Annotated in this window: 18 protein-coding genes, 1 tRNA gene and 1 pseudogene; 4 read left to right on the top strand and 16 right to left on the bottom strand. The window is 70.8% G+C overall.

Annotated elements, in window-relative coordinates; genetic code table 11:
• Nucleotides 1-22: 22 nt before the first annotated feature.
• Nucleotides 23-1,051 (bottom strand): Gfo/Idh/MocA family oxidoreductase, encoded by a 1,029-nt coding sequence (locus tag CDO52_RS18490; protein WP_094932573.1) that lies wholly within the window; start codon nucleotides 1,049-1,051, stop codon nucleotides 23-25.
• Between the two features lie 23 nt (nucleotides 1,052-1,074).
• Nucleotides 1,075-1,866: a TIM barrel protein gene (locus tag CDO52_RS18495; protein ID WP_017618141.1), complete on the bottom strand. Its 792-nt coding sequence runs from the start codon at nucleotides 1,864-1,866 to the stop codon at nucleotides 1,075-1,077.
• 236 nt (nucleotides 1,867-2,102) lie between these two features.
• Here CDO52_RS18495 and CDO52_RS18500 point away from each other — a divergent pair.
• Nucleotides 2,103-3,116, top strand: a pseudogene (locus CDO52_RS18500) (LacI family DNA-binding transcriptional regulator); the annotation flags it as partial.
• On the opposite strand, the gene CDO52_RS28845 reads toward CDO52_RS18500, so the two are convergent.
• The 5 genes from CDO52_RS28845 to CDO52_RS18520 all read right to left on the bottom strand — a co-directional run bounded on the left by CDO52_RS28845 (nucleotide 3,094) and on the right by CDO52_RS18520 (nucleotide 6,254).
• On the bottom strand, nucleotides 3,094-3,231 hold the full coding sequence (locus CDO52_RS28845) for a MerR family DNA-binding transcriptional regulator (protein ID WP_332459725.1): 138 nt from the start codon (nucleotides 3,229-3,231) through the stop codon (nucleotides 3,094-3,096). The pseudogene CDO52_RS18500 and the gene CDO52_RS28845 overlap by 23 nt on opposite strands.
• A 98-nt stretch (nucleotides 3,232-3,329) precedes the next feature.
• Nucleotides 3,330-3,593, bottom strand: coding sequence for a hypothetical protein (locus CDO52_RS18505; protein ID WP_152471570.1), 264 nt, complete (start codon nucleotides 3,591-3,593; stop codon nucleotides 3,330-3,332).
• A 289-nt stretch (nucleotides 3,594-3,882) separates the two neighbouring features.
• Nucleotides 3,883-4,299 carry a hypothetical protein gene (locus CDO52_RS18510; RefSeq protein WP_232524246.1) on the bottom strand — a complete coding sequence of 139 codons (417 nt, stop codon included), beginning with the start codon at nucleotides 4,297-4,299 and terminating at the stop codon, nucleotides 3,883-3,885.
• Nucleotides 4,300-4,327: 28 nt separating this feature from the next.
• Nucleotides 4,328-5,377: a hypothetical protein gene (locus tag CDO52_RS18515; RefSeq protein ID WP_017618137.1), complete on the bottom strand. Its 1,050-nt coding sequence runs from the start codon at nucleotides 5,375-5,377 to the stop codon at nucleotides 4,328-4,330.
• A 268-nt stretch (nucleotides 5,378-5,645) separates the two neighbouring features.
• The gene (locus tag CDO52_RS18520) at nucleotides 5,646-6,254 is read right to left on the bottom strand and encodes a hypothetical protein (RefSeq protein WP_026125695.1); all 609 of its coding nucleotides are present in this window, start codon (nucleotides 6,252-6,254) and stop codon (nucleotides 5,646-5,648) included.
• Between the two features lie 15 nt (nucleotides 6,255-6,269).
• On the opposite strand from CDO52_RS18520, the gene CDO52_RS18525 reads away from it, so the two are divergent.
• A complete protein-coding gene (locus CDO52_RS18525) occupies nucleotides 6,270-6,491 on the top strand; it encodes a site-specific integrase (protein ID WP_017618136.1) in 222 nt (73 codons plus the stop codon).
• Between the two features lie 128 nt (nucleotides 6,492-6,619).
• On the opposite strand, the gene CDO52_RS18530 is transcribed toward CDO52_RS18525, so the two are convergent.
• From CDO52_RS18530 to CDO52_RS18545, 4 genes are all read right to left on the bottom strand, one after another.
• Nucleotides 6,620-6,693, bottom strand: a tRNA-Val gene (locus tag CDO52_RS18530).
• 179 nt (nucleotides 6,694-6,872) lie between these two features.
• Nucleotides 6,873-7,334 carry a peroxiredoxin gene (locus CDO52_RS18535; RefSeq protein WP_017618135.1) on the bottom strand — a complete coding sequence of 154 codons (462 nt, stop codon included), beginning with the start codon at nucleotides 7,332-7,334 and terminating at the stop codon, nucleotides 6,873-6,875.
• Between the two features lie 150 nt (nucleotides 7,335-7,484).
• Entirely contained in the window at nucleotides 7,485-7,916 is a 432-nt protein-coding gene (locus tag CDO52_RS18540) for a DUF3052 domain-containing protein (RefSeq protein ID WP_017618134.1), read from the bottom strand.
• Between the two features lie 164 nt (nucleotides 7,917-8,080).
• Nucleotides 8,081-8,509: a YjbQ family protein gene (locus CDO52_RS18545; protein WP_017618133.1), complete on the bottom strand. Its 429-nt coding sequence runs from the start codon at nucleotides 8,507-8,509 to the stop codon at nucleotides 8,081-8,083.
• 194 nt (nucleotides 8,510-8,703) lie between these two features.
• Here CDO52_RS18545 and CDO52_RS18550 point away from each other — a divergent pair, with 194 nt between their 5' ends.
• Nucleotides 8,704-10,608, top strand: a complete 1,905-nt coding sequence (locus CDO52_RS18550; protein WP_094932853.1) for a DUF7800 domain-containing protein — start codon at nucleotides 8,704-8,706, stop codon at nucleotides 10,606-10,608.
• A gap of 71 nt (nucleotides 10,609-10,679) precedes the next feature.
• Here CDO52_RS18550 and CDO52_RS18555 read toward each other — a convergent pair whose 3' ends face one another.
• From CDO52_RS18555 to CDO52_RS18575, 5 genes are all read right to left on the bottom strand, one after another.
• Complete coding sequence (locus CDO52_RS18555) at nucleotides 10,680-11,399, bottom strand: putative hydro-lyase (RefSeq protein WP_232524517.1); 720 nt, start codon at nucleotides 11,397-11,399, stop codon at nucleotides 10,680-10,682.
• 359 nt (nucleotides 11,400-11,758) lie between these two features.
• Nucleotides 11,759-12,691, bottom strand: coding sequence for a 5-oxoprolinase subunit C family protein (locus CDO52_RS18560; protein WP_198345757.1), 933 nt, complete (start codon nucleotides 12,689-12,691; stop codon nucleotides 11,759-11,761).
• Between the two features lie 112 nt (nucleotides 12,692-12,803).
• Nucleotides 12,804-13,409: a 5-oxoprolinase subunit B family protein gene (locus tag CDO52_RS18565; protein WP_017618129.1), complete on the bottom strand. Its 606-nt coding sequence runs from the start codon at nucleotides 13,407-13,409 to the stop codon at nucleotides 12,804-12,806.
• A gap of 64 nt (nucleotides 13,410-13,473) precedes the next feature.
• Nucleotides 13,474-14,244, bottom strand: a complete 771-nt coding sequence (locus CDO52_RS18570; RefSeq protein WP_094932575.1) for a LamB/YcsF family protein — start codon at nucleotides 14,242-14,244, stop codon at nucleotides 13,474-13,476.
• A 75-nt stretch (nucleotides 14,245-14,319) separates the two neighbouring features.
• Nucleotides 14,320-15,564, bottom strand: coding sequence for an NRAMP family divalent metal transporter (locus CDO52_RS18575; RefSeq protein WP_017618127.1), 1,245 nt, complete (start codon nucleotides 15,562-15,564; stop codon nucleotides 14,320-14,322).
• A 331-nt stretch (nucleotides 15,565-15,895) separates the two neighbouring features.
• Between CDO52_RS18575 and CDO52_RS18580 the strand changes: the two genes are divergently transcribed.
• Nucleotides 15,896-16,552: a GntR family transcriptional regulator gene (locus CDO52_RS18580; protein WP_051060698.1), complete on the top strand. Its 657-nt coding sequence runs from the start codon at nucleotides 15,896-15,898 to the stop codon at nucleotides 16,550-16,552.
• Nucleotides 16,553-17,197 lie beyond the last annotated feature (645 nt).

Raw genomic sequence — 17,197 nt, forward strand, 5'->3', positions numbered from 1 at the left:
CCGTCGATTCCGCCCCGCGTCGCTAGGCCACCTCATCGATCCGCACGGCTCGGCCCGCCGTGACCGACCGGATGGCGGCCAGCGCCATGGTCAGGGCGGCCCTGGCGTCCGTGCCGGTGGTCGCGGGGGTGCGGCCGGTGCGGACGCAGTCGGTGAAGTCGGCTAGTTCGGCGACGTAGGCGTCATGGAAGAGGTCCTGGTCGTAGGTGACGCACGCGGCGGCGGCCCCCTCGGGGCCGTAGGCGGTCATGTGCGTCCGGCGGATCTCGCCCAGGGTGATCATCCCGGCCGACCCGAAGACCTCGGCGCGCACGTCGTAGCCGTAGACCGCCTGGAAGTTGGCCTCGGCCGTGGCCATCGCGCCGTTGTCGAAGCGGATGGTGACGACGGCGGTATCGAGGAGGCCTTCTTCTTTGAAGTCGGGGCGGACGAGGGCGTCGGCCATCGCGAACACCTCGACGGGTGCGGCTTTCGGGTTGAGCCAGCGGAGGGCGTCGAAGTCGTGGATGAGGGTCTCCCGGAAGATCGTCCACGGCGGGACGCGGGCCGGGTCGGCCAGTTTCGGGTCGCGGGTGAGCGAGCGCATGAGCTGCGGGGTTCCGATACCGCCCGAGGCGATGAGGTCGTGGCCGGCGCGGAAGCCCCGGTCGTAGCGGCGGTTGAAGCCGATCTGGAGGGGGACGCCGGCGCGGCGCGCGGCGTCGATGGCGCGGTCGGCCTCGGCGAGGGTGCGGGCCATCGGCTTCTCGCAGTAGACGGCTTTGCCCGCCTCCGCCGCCGCGACGACGAGGTCAGTGTGGGTCCGTGCCGGGGTGGCGATCACGACCGCCTCGACCTCGGGGGCGGCCAACAGCGCGCCGATGTCGGTCAGCGGCTTCGGGCCGCCCAGCCGATCGGCCAGCCGCCCGGCGGCGCCGGGGGCGGGGTCGGCGATGGCGGCGAGCCGGGCTCCCGGTATGCGGCGGGCGAGGCTTTCGGCGTGGAAGGCCCCCATGCGACCGGCGCCGATGAGGCCGACGGCGAGGCGGTCCTCCGCGGTGGCAGCAGTCATGAACGTCTCCTGAGTGGTCGAGGTCAGCCTGTCGGTCGCGGCGCGAAGGCGGAGCGGAACCGCTGCAGGGCGCGGACGTCGTCGCCGGAGGGCCAGGCCTCCATCGCGACGACCCCCGCATAGCCCAGGTCGGCGAGGGCGCGGGCGATCGCCGGGTAGTTGATCTCACCGGTGCCGGGTTCCCGGCGTCCGGGGACGTCGGCGACCTGGATCTCGCCGATGAGGCCGCTGTGGTGGGCGCGGCGCAGCAGCTGGATGAGGTTTCCCTCGCCGATCTGCGCGTGGTAGAGGTCCAGGTTCATCCGCAGCCCGGGGCTGTCGACGGCCGCGACGAGGGCGAGCGTGTCCTCGGCGCGGGCGAAGGGGACGCCGGGGTGATCGACGGCGGTATTGAGGTTCTCCAGGGTGAAGGTGACCCCGGCGCGCTCGCCCAGCTCGGCGATGCGGGTCAGGGTGCGGTGGGCGGCGAGCCACATCGGGCCGGTGGTCGTGGAGACCGGCCGCAGCGGCAGGCCTTGGGGGTCGAGGCCGGTGCCGTGCAGGTTCAGCCGGGGGCAGCCGAGGCGTTCGGCGACACGCACCGACTCCTCAGCGGTGCGTACCAACTCTGCAGCGCCGTCGGCGTCGGTGAGGGTGCCGCGGATGTATCCGGTCATCGATGAGAGCCGGGCGCCGGTCCGGGCGAGCGCGTCGATGTCGTGCCGGGTCCAGTCCCATATCTCGACCTGGAAACCGAGGTCGTGGATACGTCGGACGCGCCCGTCGATCGGTTGTTCCGTGAACACCATCTCGGCGCAGACCGCCAGGTCATACATGATCCACTCCTCCGGGTGAACTAGAACGTTCTAGTATCGAGTTCAAGTACGCCACTCCCCTGGCCGTCACGTCAAGATCCGAGCGCGAGAAAAACTAGAACGTTCTATAATCAGCAGCCGGAGCCCGGCTCCCGCGCCTCCGGCCCCTTCGGGACACAACGCCGTCTGAGCCGTCGGAGGCGACGGGGACAATCGGTGAGGGCAACGACAACCGCGCGGGAACGGGGAGGCGCCACGTGGCACGGCAATCCGGAGGCCGCGGCGGGAAACGGCCGACACTCGCCGACGTCGCCGAGCGCGCGGGCGTGTCCACGGCTCTGGTCTCCATCGTCATGCGCGACGCGAAGGGCGCCGGAGCGCAGACGCGTGAGCGCGTACTGCGGGCGGCACGCGAGATCGGCTACCGGCCCGACGCCCGCGCACGCCTGCTGCGCCGCAGCCGCTCCCGGCTGCTCGGCGTGCAGTTCGGCCTCCAGGAGCCGTTCCATGCCAATCTCGTCGAGTGCATCTACACCGCGGCGGAATCCGCCGGATACGACATCGCGCTGAGCGCCGTGGCCCCCAGCCGCAACGAGCAGCGCGCCGTCGACGCGCTGCTCGCCGACCGCTGCGAGGCACTGATCCTGCTCGGCCCCCAGGCGCCCGCCGCCCGACTCACCGACCTGGTGGGCCGCCTCCCAGTCGTCTCGGTCGCGCGACGGCTGCGCGACCCATCCGTGGATGTCGTGCGAACCGCCGACGACGAGGGCATCCGCCAGGCCGTCGATCACCTGGTGGCACTAGGCCACCGCACCATCGCCCACATCGACGGCGGCCGCGCACCGGGAGCCGCCGAACGCCGACGCGGCTACCGCGACGCCATGCGCCACCACGGCCTGGCGGACCAGGTCCAGGTCATTCCCGGCGGCCTGACCGAAGATCACGGCACCGCCGGAGCCCGCACCCTCCTCACGGACGACCCCCACCCCACAGCGGTCCTCGCATTCAACGACCGCTGCGCCACCGGAGTCCTCGACGCCTTCCTCCGCGCGGGTGTCCGGGTGCCGACCGATATCTCGGTGGTCGGCTACGACGACAGTCATCTGGCCCGGCTGTCCCACGTCGACCTGACCACCGTCGCCCAGGACACCCAGCGACTCGCCGACCAGGCCGTGGAACGCGCGGCCCTGCGCGTGGAGAGCAGGGAAGCAGAGGGGACCCCGCCAGCGGCCCGCCGTCGGGAGATCGTCATCCCCCCGCACCTGGTCCTCCGCGGCACCACGGCCCGTGCCAGGGAGGCACCAGGCCGATCCGGTCATAGTGCCGCAGCCTCCGCGACGCCACCCCCGACGTCCGACTGACCGCAGCGATCGGCCAGGCCACCACGCCTCACCCTCACGTGTGCGGCCGGACTTCCGGGACACGACCACGGCGCTCGGCGTCGACGCCGTGTCAAAGTCAAGCCGGAACTTCGCGTCGGCAGGTCACGCCATTGGGCCGAACAGAGAGATCAGCGGTGCCTGCACCGCGACCAGCAGGAGGCCGACCGACGCGAGGGAGAAGGGCACGATCCTGCGCGGGCTGACCGCGAGGAAGGCCAGGTGCGTCGGTATGGCCAGGCCCAGCACCACCACGGGGGGCAGTAGCCCTACCGCGCCGAGGCCCAGGGCCAGTTCGACCAGGGCCGCTCCGGTCCCCGCGACGCGGAGGGCCGAGTCGGTCCCGGAACGGTCCAGTAAGGCGGCCATGTGGCCGGGTGACAGCACGCGGACGAAGTCGGGGCTGTCGGCGTGCGCTTGGAAGGCGCCGTAGGCGAGCTGAGGAGGTGACCACCGTTGACGCCCTCATCAAGGGTGTGATGAAACTCAGGGACGCCTGCAGTGACAAGCGGTGGCGAGCCATGGCCGAACGCACACGGATACGTCTTCCCAACGGTCGACGAGACGGCGGGTACAGCGCCAGCAGACTGTTCGAGACCGATCCGGCCTACGGCCTGGCCTCCTCATTCCAGCCTGGTGAACGCCACACGCCAGCCCTTCACCCCGACGAGGCCGACCGCTCGGACCTGCTGATCAGAGTGAGTGCGAGCGCGGTGGCGACAGGGCCTCCCCACCACAGCTGGTACCAGAAGACCACCTGCGCGTCGTTCCACGGGAAGGTGCCCAGCGCTGCCCCTGCCAGGAGTCCCAGGACGAGCACGCGCACGCCCCGGGGAACCGGCGTGTGCAGGCGAGAGGCTCCTCGGGCAAACAGTTCAGCAGCCAGGGTTAGCCCTCCCAGAGCCCAGACGATGAGGAAGACGTGATGGGCCGTGGGATCGGGCAGTGGAGCGTTCCACGCCCAGACGGTCAGTGCCGCCGTGGCCACGGCGGCAAGGAGGGCTCCCCCCAGCGCTGCCCCCGTGGAAACACCGGCGGAGGCGGCGGTCGGTGCGTGGTTCAGGCGGCTATTCATACATGGCCCCTTTCCTGATGGCGGACGTCTAATTGCAGGCGGGCCGATACGAGCACGCCTTGCCGTTGCAGCACTTGCTCAGGAACATGCAGGGACTGCAGTAGAGGGTGGCACAAGCGACGCACGCCTGCGGGCCTCCGGCGCAGGCGGCCAAGCAGGAGCCGCAGCACTGGGCCATGCATGTCAACGAGATGCCGCTGCATTGGCAGGTGAAGCAGGCACCGGGACAATCGCTGGCCTTGCTGCAAGAGCTGCGCAGAGTCACGTTGCTGGTGGGGGCGAGAACTTCATCTTGCTCGGCCCGGCCCACGATATGGAGGCGGTCGTGGGCCTCGTCGAGCTGCAGAATCATCGAGCGGTGCCGCGTGTCCTGTCCTTGGCGAGCCTCGTAAAACACCGCGAACTCATCGCCCCTCTGTCGCAGCAGTGCGGTGAGTTCGCCGCCTCCGGCGATCTGGTGAGTCACGCCGTTGAGTTCCGCGCTCTGGGCCACCCCGGGAGCTTCCTGGGTGGAAAGCGGGCCGTCGGGGAGCTCGCTACCCATGAGGCCACGGAGGTTTGCCGAGCCCTGGGCGCTTCGCCAGGTCTGCTGAAGCTCCTCACCGGTCAGCTCACGTGCTTCACCGAGTGTGAGTCGGGCCAGCCAGTCCTCGGAATCCGTCGTGGAGGCGGCTGCCGCGGGGGCCGTTCGCACCCCTGCGAGCACCGCAACCGACGCGCTCACAGCGGCGGCCCGCCCGAGCACACCTCGCCGGGTCAAGCCCCGAGAATCACCTGCTGCTGAGTCGGCGGAGGAGGCGATGCGCTTCCAGATATTCCAGGATCTCTTCGACCCAAGCCCTTTGAGGAGGTGCAGGCGCATCGACATCCCACGAAGGGCGGTGACCCGGTCATCGCGAACCAGCAGCAGAAGGGGCTCCTCGCCTCGAAAGCCTGCTGCGGCGCGCTTCGTGAGTTCACGCATCTGGGGATCGTCCATATCGCGCACGGTGAGCCAGCCGCCAGCTTCGTCCTCGACTCCTGCGGCCACGCTCGTGCAGAAGCCACAACTGGCGTTGTAGAGCAGGATGCGCTGCATGGACCCCTCCTTTTCGGTGATAGTCCGGTTACCGACCGTGCGGCGCCGACACGCTAGCGATGAAAGTCATCCGATGGCCAGACCCTCATATCTCCCTGCATCTGAGCTGAACCGGGTTTTGTTGACCCGGTTTTCCTTGTTTCACGCGGCTTTGGCGACCGCTGATCGATGGTGGTGATTCCACTCACGCTCGACTGGCGGCGAGTGGCCCAGAGCGGAGTGCAACCGCTCGTGCTTGTACCGCCCCACCCACCGGACCAGCGGATGCTTAACCTGGCCGCAGGTGGTCCTTCGTCGCCCCACGGCCACCGGGCCTCCACCAGCTGGACGGCGATCGCGAGGGCCGTGGAGGGCGGGAGTTCGTCGTCCCAGTCCACGTCCAGCTCGGGGTGCCTGACATGGAGTCCTCATCCAGGCCGACATCGCCGCCTCCGGTCAGCGGTGCCAAGCGGTTCCCAGGATCGGGTTCCATCTCGGGCACAGGCTCCGGGGCTGGCTCGGCTGAGGGCTCCGGCTCAGGAGCGGGCTCGGGTTGGGGTTCGTGGACCAGCGTGGCGTCGAGCAGGCCGTTATAGCCGTCGTGGAGCACCTGGAAGATCTCTGCCCTCGGGCCTTTGTCCTGCAGACTCCGCATTGTGGTGACGCCCACCCGAAAGCCTGAGTCGTGACGGCTGAGCTGCTGCGTGCGCATCTCGAGGTGGGCCACGCGACGGCGCAGGGCGTCGTCCGGGGCGCCATCCAGGATGACGAGCAGGGCCGGAAACCAGGTGTAGCGGTCCCTCCAGGCGGGGGTGGACCTCCAGGGGATGCTCGCGCGGCGAGCGATCCGCAGAGCAACCGCCTTCAAAATGGACGGCGCCTTCAGGGCCGTGGACACGCGGCAACGGGTGAGATGGTGACCGACGAGGAGTTCCATTCGCCGCTCGCCAGGCTGGTCTGCTCGCTGCGGCACACCTGCGTGTCCACCTGGCTCAACGCGGGCGTATCCGAAACCCTCGGCACACGCTGGGCTGGGCACAGTGTGGCCGTGCTGAAGAAGATCTATGCCAAGTGCATCGTCGGCGAGGAGGAACGCGCCAAGCGCCAGATCCAGGACGCGCGCCAGGCAGGCTGAGCCTTCAGCGCGTATTTGGCGCGGTTCCTCGCTGACAGCCACCGCCCGCCACCGTCACCCACCGAGAACAACACCGCCCCCTGACCGCTCTCTGCAGGTCAAGGGGCGATTCTCGGGGGTACGTGGGGTGGGCGCGAGAGGACTCGAACCTCCGACCACCCGCTTGTAAGGCGGGGGCTCTGACCAACTGAGCTACGCGCCCCGGTGATACGTGGCTGGTCCACTCCTCCGTCGCACACACGGAGGGACGGACAACGGAAGAAATAGTACCGGGTCCGCGCCAGCGGTGCGCCCGTCGCGGAGGGCGGGCTGGGCGCTCGGCGCGCCACGCAGGGCCGGATGTGGGCGCGTTCGGATGCGCTGGGGCAGGCCGGGCCGGGGTCAGGTGAGGTCCGCGAGGGCCTTGCGGTAGTCCTCGAGGCTGCGGGACTCGGAGATCGGATTGACGACCTTCCAGCGGACGACGCCCTCCGTGTCGATCAGGAAGGTGCCGCGTAGGGCGACGCCGCGCGTCTCGTCGAAGACGCCGTAGGCGTCGGCCACCTCGCCGTGTGGCCAGAAGTCCGAGAGCAGCGGGTATTCGAGGTCTTCGGCGTCGGCCCAGGCGCGGTGGGCGAACATCGAGTCGACGGAGACGCTGAGCACTTGGACGTCGTCGGTCGAGAACTCGGCGGTGTTGTCCCGCAGTTCGCGCAGCTCGCCCTGGCACACGCCGGAGAACGCCAACGGGTAGAACACCAGCAGGACGTTCTTGCGGCCGGTGAAATCCGACAGCCGGACGGTCTGCCCGTGCTGATCGGACAGCTCGAAATCGGGCGCGCTCTGGCCGACCTCGATGGACATTTCGGTCATCTCCACTTCTGTGGTCCGGCCCCGCTGTCTGCGGGCACGGCACTGGCACCGCCCGCCTGACCGGGCGGGCGGTACGCTGCGCGGCTCATCTCCGAGCGGGCGGCGGCCGCCGGCCGCCGCCCCGGGCACGACAGGATCGATTCAGCGCTGGATCTTGGGAGTGACGAGTCGAGTCCCCGCCCAGTCCGAGCCGGCGCTCACTGCACTGGTCTGCGACAGGCCCGCCGTGGTCGCGGCCTCCGCGACGTCACTCGGCGACACGTGGCCCTCGCGCCCGGCCTTCGGGGTCAGCACCAGGATGATGCCCCCGCCTTCGACCGCGCCGAGCACATCGACCAGAACATCGGTGAGGTCGTCCTCCTCGTCGCTCCGCCACCACAGCAGGGCGGCATCGACGACGCCGTCGTAGTCCTCATCGACCAGCTCTTCACCGGTGCGTTCGGCGATCGACGTGCGAAGCTGCTCGTCGACGTCATCGTCGAACCCGAATTCCTGCACCACCTGACCCGGCTTGAACCCGAGTCGATCGGCCAGGCCACGTTCACTTTGTGCCTGGCCCGCGGTCGCGCTCACGAAAGTCCTCCTCCACACTTCATTCATCCTGCCGGCCCGCAATCCGTTGGGACGGGCTCGGCCCTGTACGCGGCCCCGTTACCGGGTCGATCCCGCTGTTGCTGGTTAAGTTCACACGCTGAGAGCCTGATCCGTCAACGCGTCACTGCTCCCTACCGTCTGACCTACCATCCTGCTCTCTCTGCCGCACTCGTCAAGAACGACAGCCGCACGTGCCGATTCGGGTTGTCCACGTTCAGGTCCACAATGGCGATCGATTGCCATGTTCCCAGCTCCACACGCCCGTCGATGACAGGAATCGTGGCGTAGGGAGTGATCAGCGCCGGCATGACGTGCGAACGCCCGTGTCCCGGCGAACCGTGCCGGTGCCTCCACCGGTCGTCGGCGGGGAGCAGGTCGTCCAGCGCGGCCAGCAGGTCGTCGTCGGACCCGGCCCCCAGCTCGATGAGCGCCACACCGGCGGTGGCATGCGGGACGAAGACGTGCAACAGGCCGTCTCCCCCGGCCTCAGCGGCGAAGTCGCGGCACGCCCCGGTGATGTCGGTGATGCTCTCCGAACCTCCGGTATGGAGGTCGAGAAGTTTTGTCCGCATGTGGCAACGGTTACCCACGCGGCCTCCACTTGCAACCATGACCACGCGCACGGTGTCGCCCGGACCGGGTCCACCCGCACCCGCCGGTCGCGCCATACTCGGGGCCAGGAACCGTCCCCGGACGATCATTCGGGCGTGTTCCCCCGCAACGACGGGCACAGTTCGGTACGGCAGGCACGACACAAGGGGTGGATGTGGGCGCTGCGTTGCGGCTCGGTCCCATGCTTCGGAACGTGACCGACACAACGGCGACCATCTGGCTGGAGACCGACGCACCGTGCCGGGTGACGGTCTCCGCACGGGAGGACGCCAGTGTGGGCGAGGTCGCGCATGCCGGCGCCTTCACGGCGCACGCGCGGACGTTCACCGTGCACGGCCACCACTACGCCCTGTGCGACCTGTCCGGACTCCCGCCCGGTGCGACGCTCTCCTACGAGGTGCGCCTCGACGACGCCGTGGTGTGGCCACAACCGGACGCGCCCCACCCGCCGAGTTTCGTACGCACCTTGAACCACGCGGAGCCGACCCGGATCCTTTTCGGCTCCTGCCACACACCCACCGACCACGTCCCCGCCGCCGTTGAGCGCTACGGCCCGGACATGCTCCGTGCCTACGCTCTGCGCCTCGCGGAGCGGCGCCGGGCGGGCGAGGGCGCCGAGCCGACGGTGCTGCTCCTCATCGGCGACCAGGTCTATGCCGACGAGCTGCAGCCGCGAATGCGGGAGTTCCTGCGGGCAAGCCGCGCGGGAGGTGTGGGGGCGGCCACCAGCCCCGCTGCCGACCCCGCCCGGCGCGGCGCGGGTGCGGACCGCCCGGAGGGCACGGAGGCCGACGACCCCGCCGACGCCCGTGTCCGCACCGACCGCTCGGACCGCACGCACGCCACCCGTCCCCCCGACGACGAGGTCGTCTTCTTCGACGAATACGCCGAGCTCTACCGGCAGGCGTGGTCCGACCCCGATCTGCGCTGGCTGCTGTCCACCGTCCCCACCCTGATGCTCTTCGACGACCACGACATCCGGGACGACTGGAACACGTCCGGCTCCTGGCGGCGCGACATCGCCCGCACCCCCTGGTGGGCACGGCGCATCACCTCCGGGCTCGGCGCCTACTGGATCTACCAGCACCTGGGCAATCTCCGTCCCGACCAACGCGCCGCCGACCCCGTGTTCGCCGACGTGCGGACGGAGACGGGCCCGGGGCGGGACGGCGGCGGAGAGCCTGAGCCGGGGCACCGGGACGCCGCCGAGGTCGTCGACGCGTTCGCCTGGCGGGCGCATGAGGAGCCCACGACCTACAGCTGGTCCTACCGGTTCGACATCGGACGCACCCGGGTCCTCATGGTGGACACGCGCTGCGGGCGCGACGTCGACGACGACGCGCGCCGTTCCATGCTCGACCGTACGGACGCCGCGTGGCTCGACGCACAGCTGACCGGCGATGTCGATCACCTCATCGTGGCCAGCACCCTGCCCTTCCTGCTGCCCACCGCCGTGCACCATCTGGAGGCGTGGAACGAGGCCGTGTGCGCCGGACGGTGGGGGCGGGCGCTCCGCGGCTTCGGCGAGCGGCTCCGCCGCGAAGTCGACCTGGAGCACTGGGCGGCCTTCCAGCGCTCGTTCCACGCCCTCGCGGACACGGTGCTCGGTATCGCGGCGGGCGAGCGCGGCGCCCCGCCGGCCACCGTGCTGTTCCTCGGCGGGGACGTGCACTTCTCCTACCTCGCTCAGGCGCGTCCCCGCAGCGGTGCGGCACGCCCGTCGGCCACACGGATCACCCAGCTCGTGTGCTCACCGACGTGCAACCGCCTGCCCCCGCTGATGCGCCGCCTCACTTCGCTGTCGACACTGCGCCTCGCGGGTGGGGTGGGGGCCGTGCTGTCGCGCCTCGCCGGGGTCCGCCGACCGCCGCTGAGCTGGCGGCTGGCGGAGGGTCCGAAATACCAGAACGCGCTGGCCACTCTGGTCCTGGACGGGCGCCGGGCCGAGGTGTGCTGGGAGCACGTTCCGCACGCCTCGGCCGCGGTCCGGAACGATCCGGATGGGAGGCCGCCCCGCCCGCCGGTCGCCGAGCTGATGCGCCGGACACTGTCCGGATAACCATCGCCACGCCCTACGAGCCGCGGTGCGTCGGCCGGTCCGCCGCGATCGCCCGTGCTTTTCCCTCGCCCTCACGGCACCTGGTAGTCGGTGTCGCGCGCGTCGGTGATCGCCATATGGCCCGGGGCGTGCGAAATCGCGAACTCCGGAGCCGACGCCATGATGGCGGCCTGCGGGGTGACCCCGCAGGCCCAGAATACGGGAATCTCGCCCGCGCGAACCTCCACGGGCTCGCCGAAGTCGGGGCGGTCGAGGTCGGCGATACCGAGGGCGGCCGGGTCGCCCACGTGTACCGGCGCACCGTGCACCGCCGGGTAGCGGGAGCTGATACGGACGGCGTCGGCGACCCGGTCGGCGGGGATCGGCCGCATCGAGACCACCAGGGGGCCGCGCAGGCGCCCAGCGGGGCGGCACCGCCGGTCGGTGCGGTACATCGCGACGTTGCCGCCGGTCTCCAGATGCCGGAGCGGGATCCCGGCCCTCAGCATCGGGACCTCAAAGGTGAAGCTGCACCCGATGAGGAACGACACCAGGTCGCGGCGCCAGACGTCGCGGACGTCGTCGGGCTCGGCGACCAGTACGCCGTTGGCGTAGACACGGTAGGCGGGCAGGTCGGTGCGCAGATCCCCGGCGAAGATCGAGGCGCGCGTGTCGCCCGGTTCGGTGACGTCGAGCACCGGGCAAGCCTTGGCGTTGCGCTGGGTGAAGAGCAGGACCTCGTAGGCCAGGTCGCGCGGTACGGCGATCAGGTTGGCCTGGGCGTATCCAGCGCAGTACCCGGAGGTGGTCATCCGCGTGCCCCGGCGGAACAGCGCCCTCGCCTGCTCTGGGCGCAGCTCAGCGGGAGGTGTGGAGGCGCCGGATCCGAGGCCGCGGCCGGCGCCGGTGCCGGCGTCGGAGTCGTCAGCGGTCATGGGGCTGCTCCGTGTTCGCGTCGATACGGTCATTCGTCTCCATCGTCATCCCCTCGGGGTCGACGGTGCTGTCCGCTGTCCGAAGAGCCGCTGCGGTTTCGGGCTGTCGGGGTGTCGTGCCGCCAATGGGGAGTGCCGGCCAGACGTCGGCGGCAGCGGACGCGGATTCGGCCAGCCGAAACCGCGTTCCTCAGTGGTGAGGTACCCCCGGCCATCCCTCCCACCCGGCACCACCTTCACCGCGGCCGAGCGCCGGGCGCGCGCCATGGCCGAAATCTCAGACGCGTGCCCGGACGAGCCTGGGCCGCGCGCGGAAGATCGGCGGCGACCACCACCGCGATGACCGGATACCCGCCGGTGACCGGGTGGTCGGCGAGGAACAGAACGGGGTCCCCAGCAGGTGGGATTTGCAGCGAACCGGGCACCATGCCCTCGCTGGGCAGCTCCTCGTGCTTGGCCCGGCGCAGCTCAGGGCCGGCGAGCCGCGCGCCGACCCGGTCACTGCGGCCAGTCACCTCGAAAGCGTGGCCGAAGAGCGCCTCCAGCGCACCGGGGTGGAACCAGTCATCGCGCGGGCCGGGAGCGACGCGCAGGTCGATCTCGTCGCCGGGGACGGCGGGCACCGGAGCGTGGTCGAGCACCGGAAACTCCGCCGGTGGCGCGCCCACGGGGAGGACGTCGCCGGGGGCGGGGAGGTCGGGGCCGAGCCCGGCGAGCGTGTCGGTGCTGCGCGAGCCGAGCACCGGAGGAACGTCGATCCCGCCGCGCACGGCCACATAGGCGCGCAGTCCGCGGGTCGGCGTGCCCAAGCGCAGCTGCGCACCGTCGGGCAGGTGCAGCACCGTGTTCATCGCGGCGTGCATCGCGGCGCCGCGCCCGTCGACGGTGATCGGCCCGGGGGCGCCGGTGATCGCGACGGTGACCGCGCCGCGCGTGCGCACGGCGAGACCACCGAGGGTCACCTCCAGGGCGGCCGCGCCGGGCGGGTTGGCCAGCAGGCGGTTGGCCAGTGCGTAGGAGACGCCGTCGGCCGCCCCCGAGCGGCCGATACCGAGTGACGCGTGCCCGATCCGACCGCTGTCCTGCACCGTGGTCAGCGGTCCGGTGCGCAGCACTTCCAGCCCCGCCGCGCAGGCCGTATCCGTCATGCCCGCCATGTCGCCGGCCATCCCCCTCGTGTTCCCCTCGTCGTCTCTCCCGGCCCGCCCCCGGACCGCTCGTTGTGCCACCGGCGTGCGCCCGTGCCCGTGCATCAGCCCCGGCCTCGTGCCGGGGATCCGGTCAGGCCTCCCGGAAGCGCAGCCGCATCCCCGGACGCAGCAGACCCGGCGGGTCGCGCTCCAGGTCCCAGATCACGGCGTCGGTGTGCCCCAGCAGCTGCCATCCGCCGGGCGAGCTGCGCGGGTAGACGCCGGTGAACCGCCCGGCCAGCGCCACGGCCCCGGCCGGGACACGGGTGCGCGCCTCGGCCCGGCGCGGGACGTCGAGCCGGGGGTCACCGCCGACCAGATAGCCGAACCCGGGCGCGAAGCCGCAGAACGCGACGGTCCAGACGGCGCCGGTGTGCGCGGCGACGACGTCGCGCTCGCTTATCCCGGTGTGCGCGGAGATGTCGGCGAGATCGGCCCCGCTGTAGTCGACCTCGATCTCCGCCTCGTCCACGCTGTCCGGTCGCACGGCGCGCGGGCGCAGCCGCCGTACCGCGGCGGCCACGGCCGCGGCGTCACCGTCCTCTGCCAGGCGCACCATCACCGTGCGGGCGGCCGGAACGACCTCGGCCACCCCTGGCGGCGGGTCCTCGGACAGGGCACCGTGCAGGGCCAGAACCTCGTCGAGGTCGGCCACCTCGATGAGGACACCGGCGTCAGCGCAGCTCAGCACGCGCATGTTGGCCTCCTGGAACGGGGACGCGGGATCGGCGCCATCGGTGGGATCCGTGGGATCGGCACGGTCACGATGCCGGGACGGCGGCGAACGGGGCGATGGCCACGCCCGCCGAGCCGAGCCGGTCGGCGACGGTCCGGGCGATGTGCACCGCTCCGGGGCTGTCGCCGTGGACACACAGCGAGTCGGCCTCGATCAGCACCGGGGTGCCGTCGACGGCGGTGACGGGTTGCCGTCGGACGATGCGCAGGCATCGCTCCGCGATCTCGGCGGCGTCGTGGAGGACCGCCCCCGACGCGCCGCGCGGAACCAGGGTGCCCTCGGGCGTATAGGCGCGGTCGGCGAACGCCTCCTGGATCGTGCTCAGCCCGGCCTCCTCGGCGAGGCGCAGCCACGCCGACCCGGGCAGGCCCATGACGGGAAGGGCCGGGTCATAGGCGAGGACCGCCTCGACCACCGCGGCGGCCTGCTCCTCATGGCGCACGATCGCGTTGTACAGCGCCCCGTGCGGCTTGACGTAGCGGACCCGGTCCCCGGACACGCGGGCCATCGCGTCCAGCGCACCGATCTGGTAAAGGACGTCGTTGGTCAGGTCCGCGGGCGGCACGTCGATGAAGCGCCGCCCGAACCCGGCGAGATCGCGGTAGCCGACCTGCGCACCGATGGTCACGCCGCGCTCGACGGCCTGTTCGCAGGTCGTCCGCAGCACCGTCGGGTCCCCCGCGTGGAAGCCGCAGGCGACGTTGGCGCTGGTCACGATGGACAGCAGGGCCGCGTCGTCGCCGAGCTCCCAGCGGCCGAAGCTCTCCCCGAGGTCGGAGTTGAGGTCGATACGCACGTCAGCGGGTCTCCTTGTCTCGCGTAGTGTCGTGGTGAGCGGGGTGGGCCAGGGGCGGGGCGGCGGCCTGGAGCGTCAGGCCCACAGGTCGCCGATGCCCGAGAGCGCCATCCAGGCGATGTAGACCGTGATCAGCCAGGCGATCCAGCCGATGGCGAGCAGCCAGGCGGGGTAGCGGTAGCCGTGCAGCAGGTCGGCGGAGCGCCGGGTGGCGACCCAGAGCATGATCCCCATGCCGACCGGGAGGATGAGCCCGTTGAGGGCACCGGCGAGGATGAGCAGAGTGGCCGGGGCCTTGCCGAGGAGCAGGTAGGCGATCGCGGAGACCGCGATGAACCCGGCGACCCACCAGGTGCGGCGGCGCTCCAGCTTCGGGGAGAACGTGGTGATGAAGGACACGGAGGTGTAGGAGGCCCCGATGACGGAGCTGATCGCCGCGGCCCACATGATCACGCCGAACAGGCGCAGCCCGACCTCACCGGCGGCGTGCGAGAACGCCTCGGCCGGGGCGTTGTCGACGCCGACGAGCGAGGCGCCGCCGGTGACCACACCGAGCACGGCGAGGAAGAGCACGACACGCATCACGCCGGTGACGATGACGCCGATGACCGACGAGCGGGTGATGGCGCGGATGTTTCCCGGGCCGCTGATCCCTGCGTCAACGAGCCGGTGTGCCCCGGCGTAGGTGATGTATCCGCCGACGGTGCCGCCGACGATGGTCACGATCGCGACGAAGCCGTCCGACCCGATCGCGCCGGGCAGCACGGCGCTGCGCACCGCCTCGCCCACGGGCGGCGCGGAGACGAACGCGACGTAGAGGGTCAGCATGATCATCAGCACGCCCAGGACCACGATGATGCGGTCCATGGCGAGCCCGGCGCGCTTGCTGAGGAAGATGGCGATGGCGATCATGGCGGAGGCGGCGCCGCCGATCCTGACGTCGACTCCGGCCAGCGCGTCGAGGCCGAGGGCGGTCCCGCCGATGTTGCCGACGTTGAATACGAGTCCGCCGAAGACGACGAGCGCGGCGAGAAGGTATCCCGCCCCCGGCACGACCTTGTTGGCGAGGTCCTGAGCGCGCTCTCCGGCGACGCCGATGACCCGCCAGATATTGAGCTGTACGGCGATGTCGATGAGGATCGACACCAGGATCGCGAAGGCGAACGCGGCGCCGAGCTCGGCGGTGAACTTCGTGGTCTGGGTGATGAACCCGGGGCCGATGGCGCTGGTGGCCATCAGGAACATCGCGCCGAGGAGGGTGCCGCGCGCGGCCGCGGCGCGGACGGTGGGGGCTGGGGCGGGGGATTGCGTTTCGCCCATGACGACCCTCGTTTCTGTCGGATCGGCGGGTTGGTCCGATGCGGGATCCTCCGCACAGAGGTTCCCTGAGGATTGTTGAACAATCCTTCAATCGCGTGAGGAACGCCATAGTACATGTCCAGCGCCGATTGCGACACACCCCCTTATGCCGCACGACACATCCCCGTGGTCCCGCCTGGCCGCCGCACCGCCCGCCGCCCCGGGCGTCCCCGCGACCGGCCGCGGGCCGCGGTGGAATCGGCGAGAATGAAGCCATCCCCACCACAACGCCGAAGGAGTGAACGCGACGGTGACCGGCGACGAATTCGAAGGGCTCTCCCGCTTCCGCGGCATGCTGGAGCGATCGAGCACCGCGGAACGCGTCGCCGACGCACTGCGCGCCCAGATCGTCGACGGCGCCATGGCCCCGGGCACCCGACTGTCCGAGGAGGCCATCGGCTCCGCGCTCGGCGTCTCCCGCAACACCTTGCGCGAAGCCTTCCGCCTGCTGAGCCACGAGCGCCTGCTGGTCCACGAGTTCAACCGCGGCGTCTTCGTCGCCAAGCCGACCGCCGAGGACGTCGCCGACCTGTTCCACGTCCGACGCGCCCTGGAACTGTCGGCCCTACGCGGTGCCACCGGCACCGACGCCGAGGCGATCGCCCGCGTGGGCGCCGCCGTCGACGAAGGCACCGCCGCCCTGAACGACGGAGACTGGTGGGGTGTAGGCACGGCCAACATGCATTTCCACCAGGCCATCGCCGGACTGGCCCACAGCCCGCGCACCGACGAGATCGTCCACCGGCTCCTCGCCGAACTGCGGCTCGTCTTCCACATCATGGCCGCGCCCCGCGAGTTCCACGTCCCCTACCTTGAGCAGAACCGCGAGATCTACCGCCTGCTGAGCGACGGGGCCGCCCACGAGGCCGCCGACCGGCTGGCCGACTACTTCGACGTCGCCGAACGCCAGCTCGTCAACGCCTTCGCCGAACTCGAACAGCCCGCCTGAGCCGGCTCCTCGTGCGCCGATGCCACACAGCAGGACTAGAGCAGGCGGCCCTCGCCTCAGGCAGCTCCCAGATAGGGCGGCGAGCAGCGGCGACGAGGGTGTGGGGGCCGGGGAGGCGCCCCTGCCGGCTACAGGATTCGGCGGGGTCCGGGGCGGGAGAGCGCTCTGTGTGTGCCGGTTTTGTCCGCACCTCAGTTGATCTCGGGGCAGTGCCCCTCCCTTCTCGCCTTGCCGCCCTACCGCACGCCCCGCCTGGCGATGATCATGGAAAATCTGTCGAAAATCGGCTGGAAATCGACCGAATCCCCGTGATCATCAGCGAGATGGCCCCGAACTCCCGTATGGCGGAAGTGCTCTCACGTGCAGCGGAAGAGCAGCGTTTCGGTCAGGGCTGGGGTGCTGATCGACCCGACCGGATCCGCGGCCCCGCGCCCCCAGGACCCGGAGAGCGCTTTCCCGCCCCGGGGGGCACCCCGCGCCCACCCGCTGGACGACCGGCGGGGCCCGGCCCCACCACCCTTGGTGCTGGTTTTCACCCAAGAACATCGGAGCGGGCACGGCGCCGACCCAGCGGACCCCGGGCTCTGCCCGCGATGCTCACAGCAGTTGTTAGGGCACCACTGAAAGAATCGCGGACTCTTGCCG

It is taken from the genome of Nocardiopsis gilva YIM 90087 (assembly GCF_002263495.1).
Taxonomy (GTDB): domain Bacteria; phylum Actinomycetota; class Actinomycetes; order Streptosporangiales; family Streptosporangiaceae; genus Nocardiopsis_C; species Nocardiopsis_C gilva.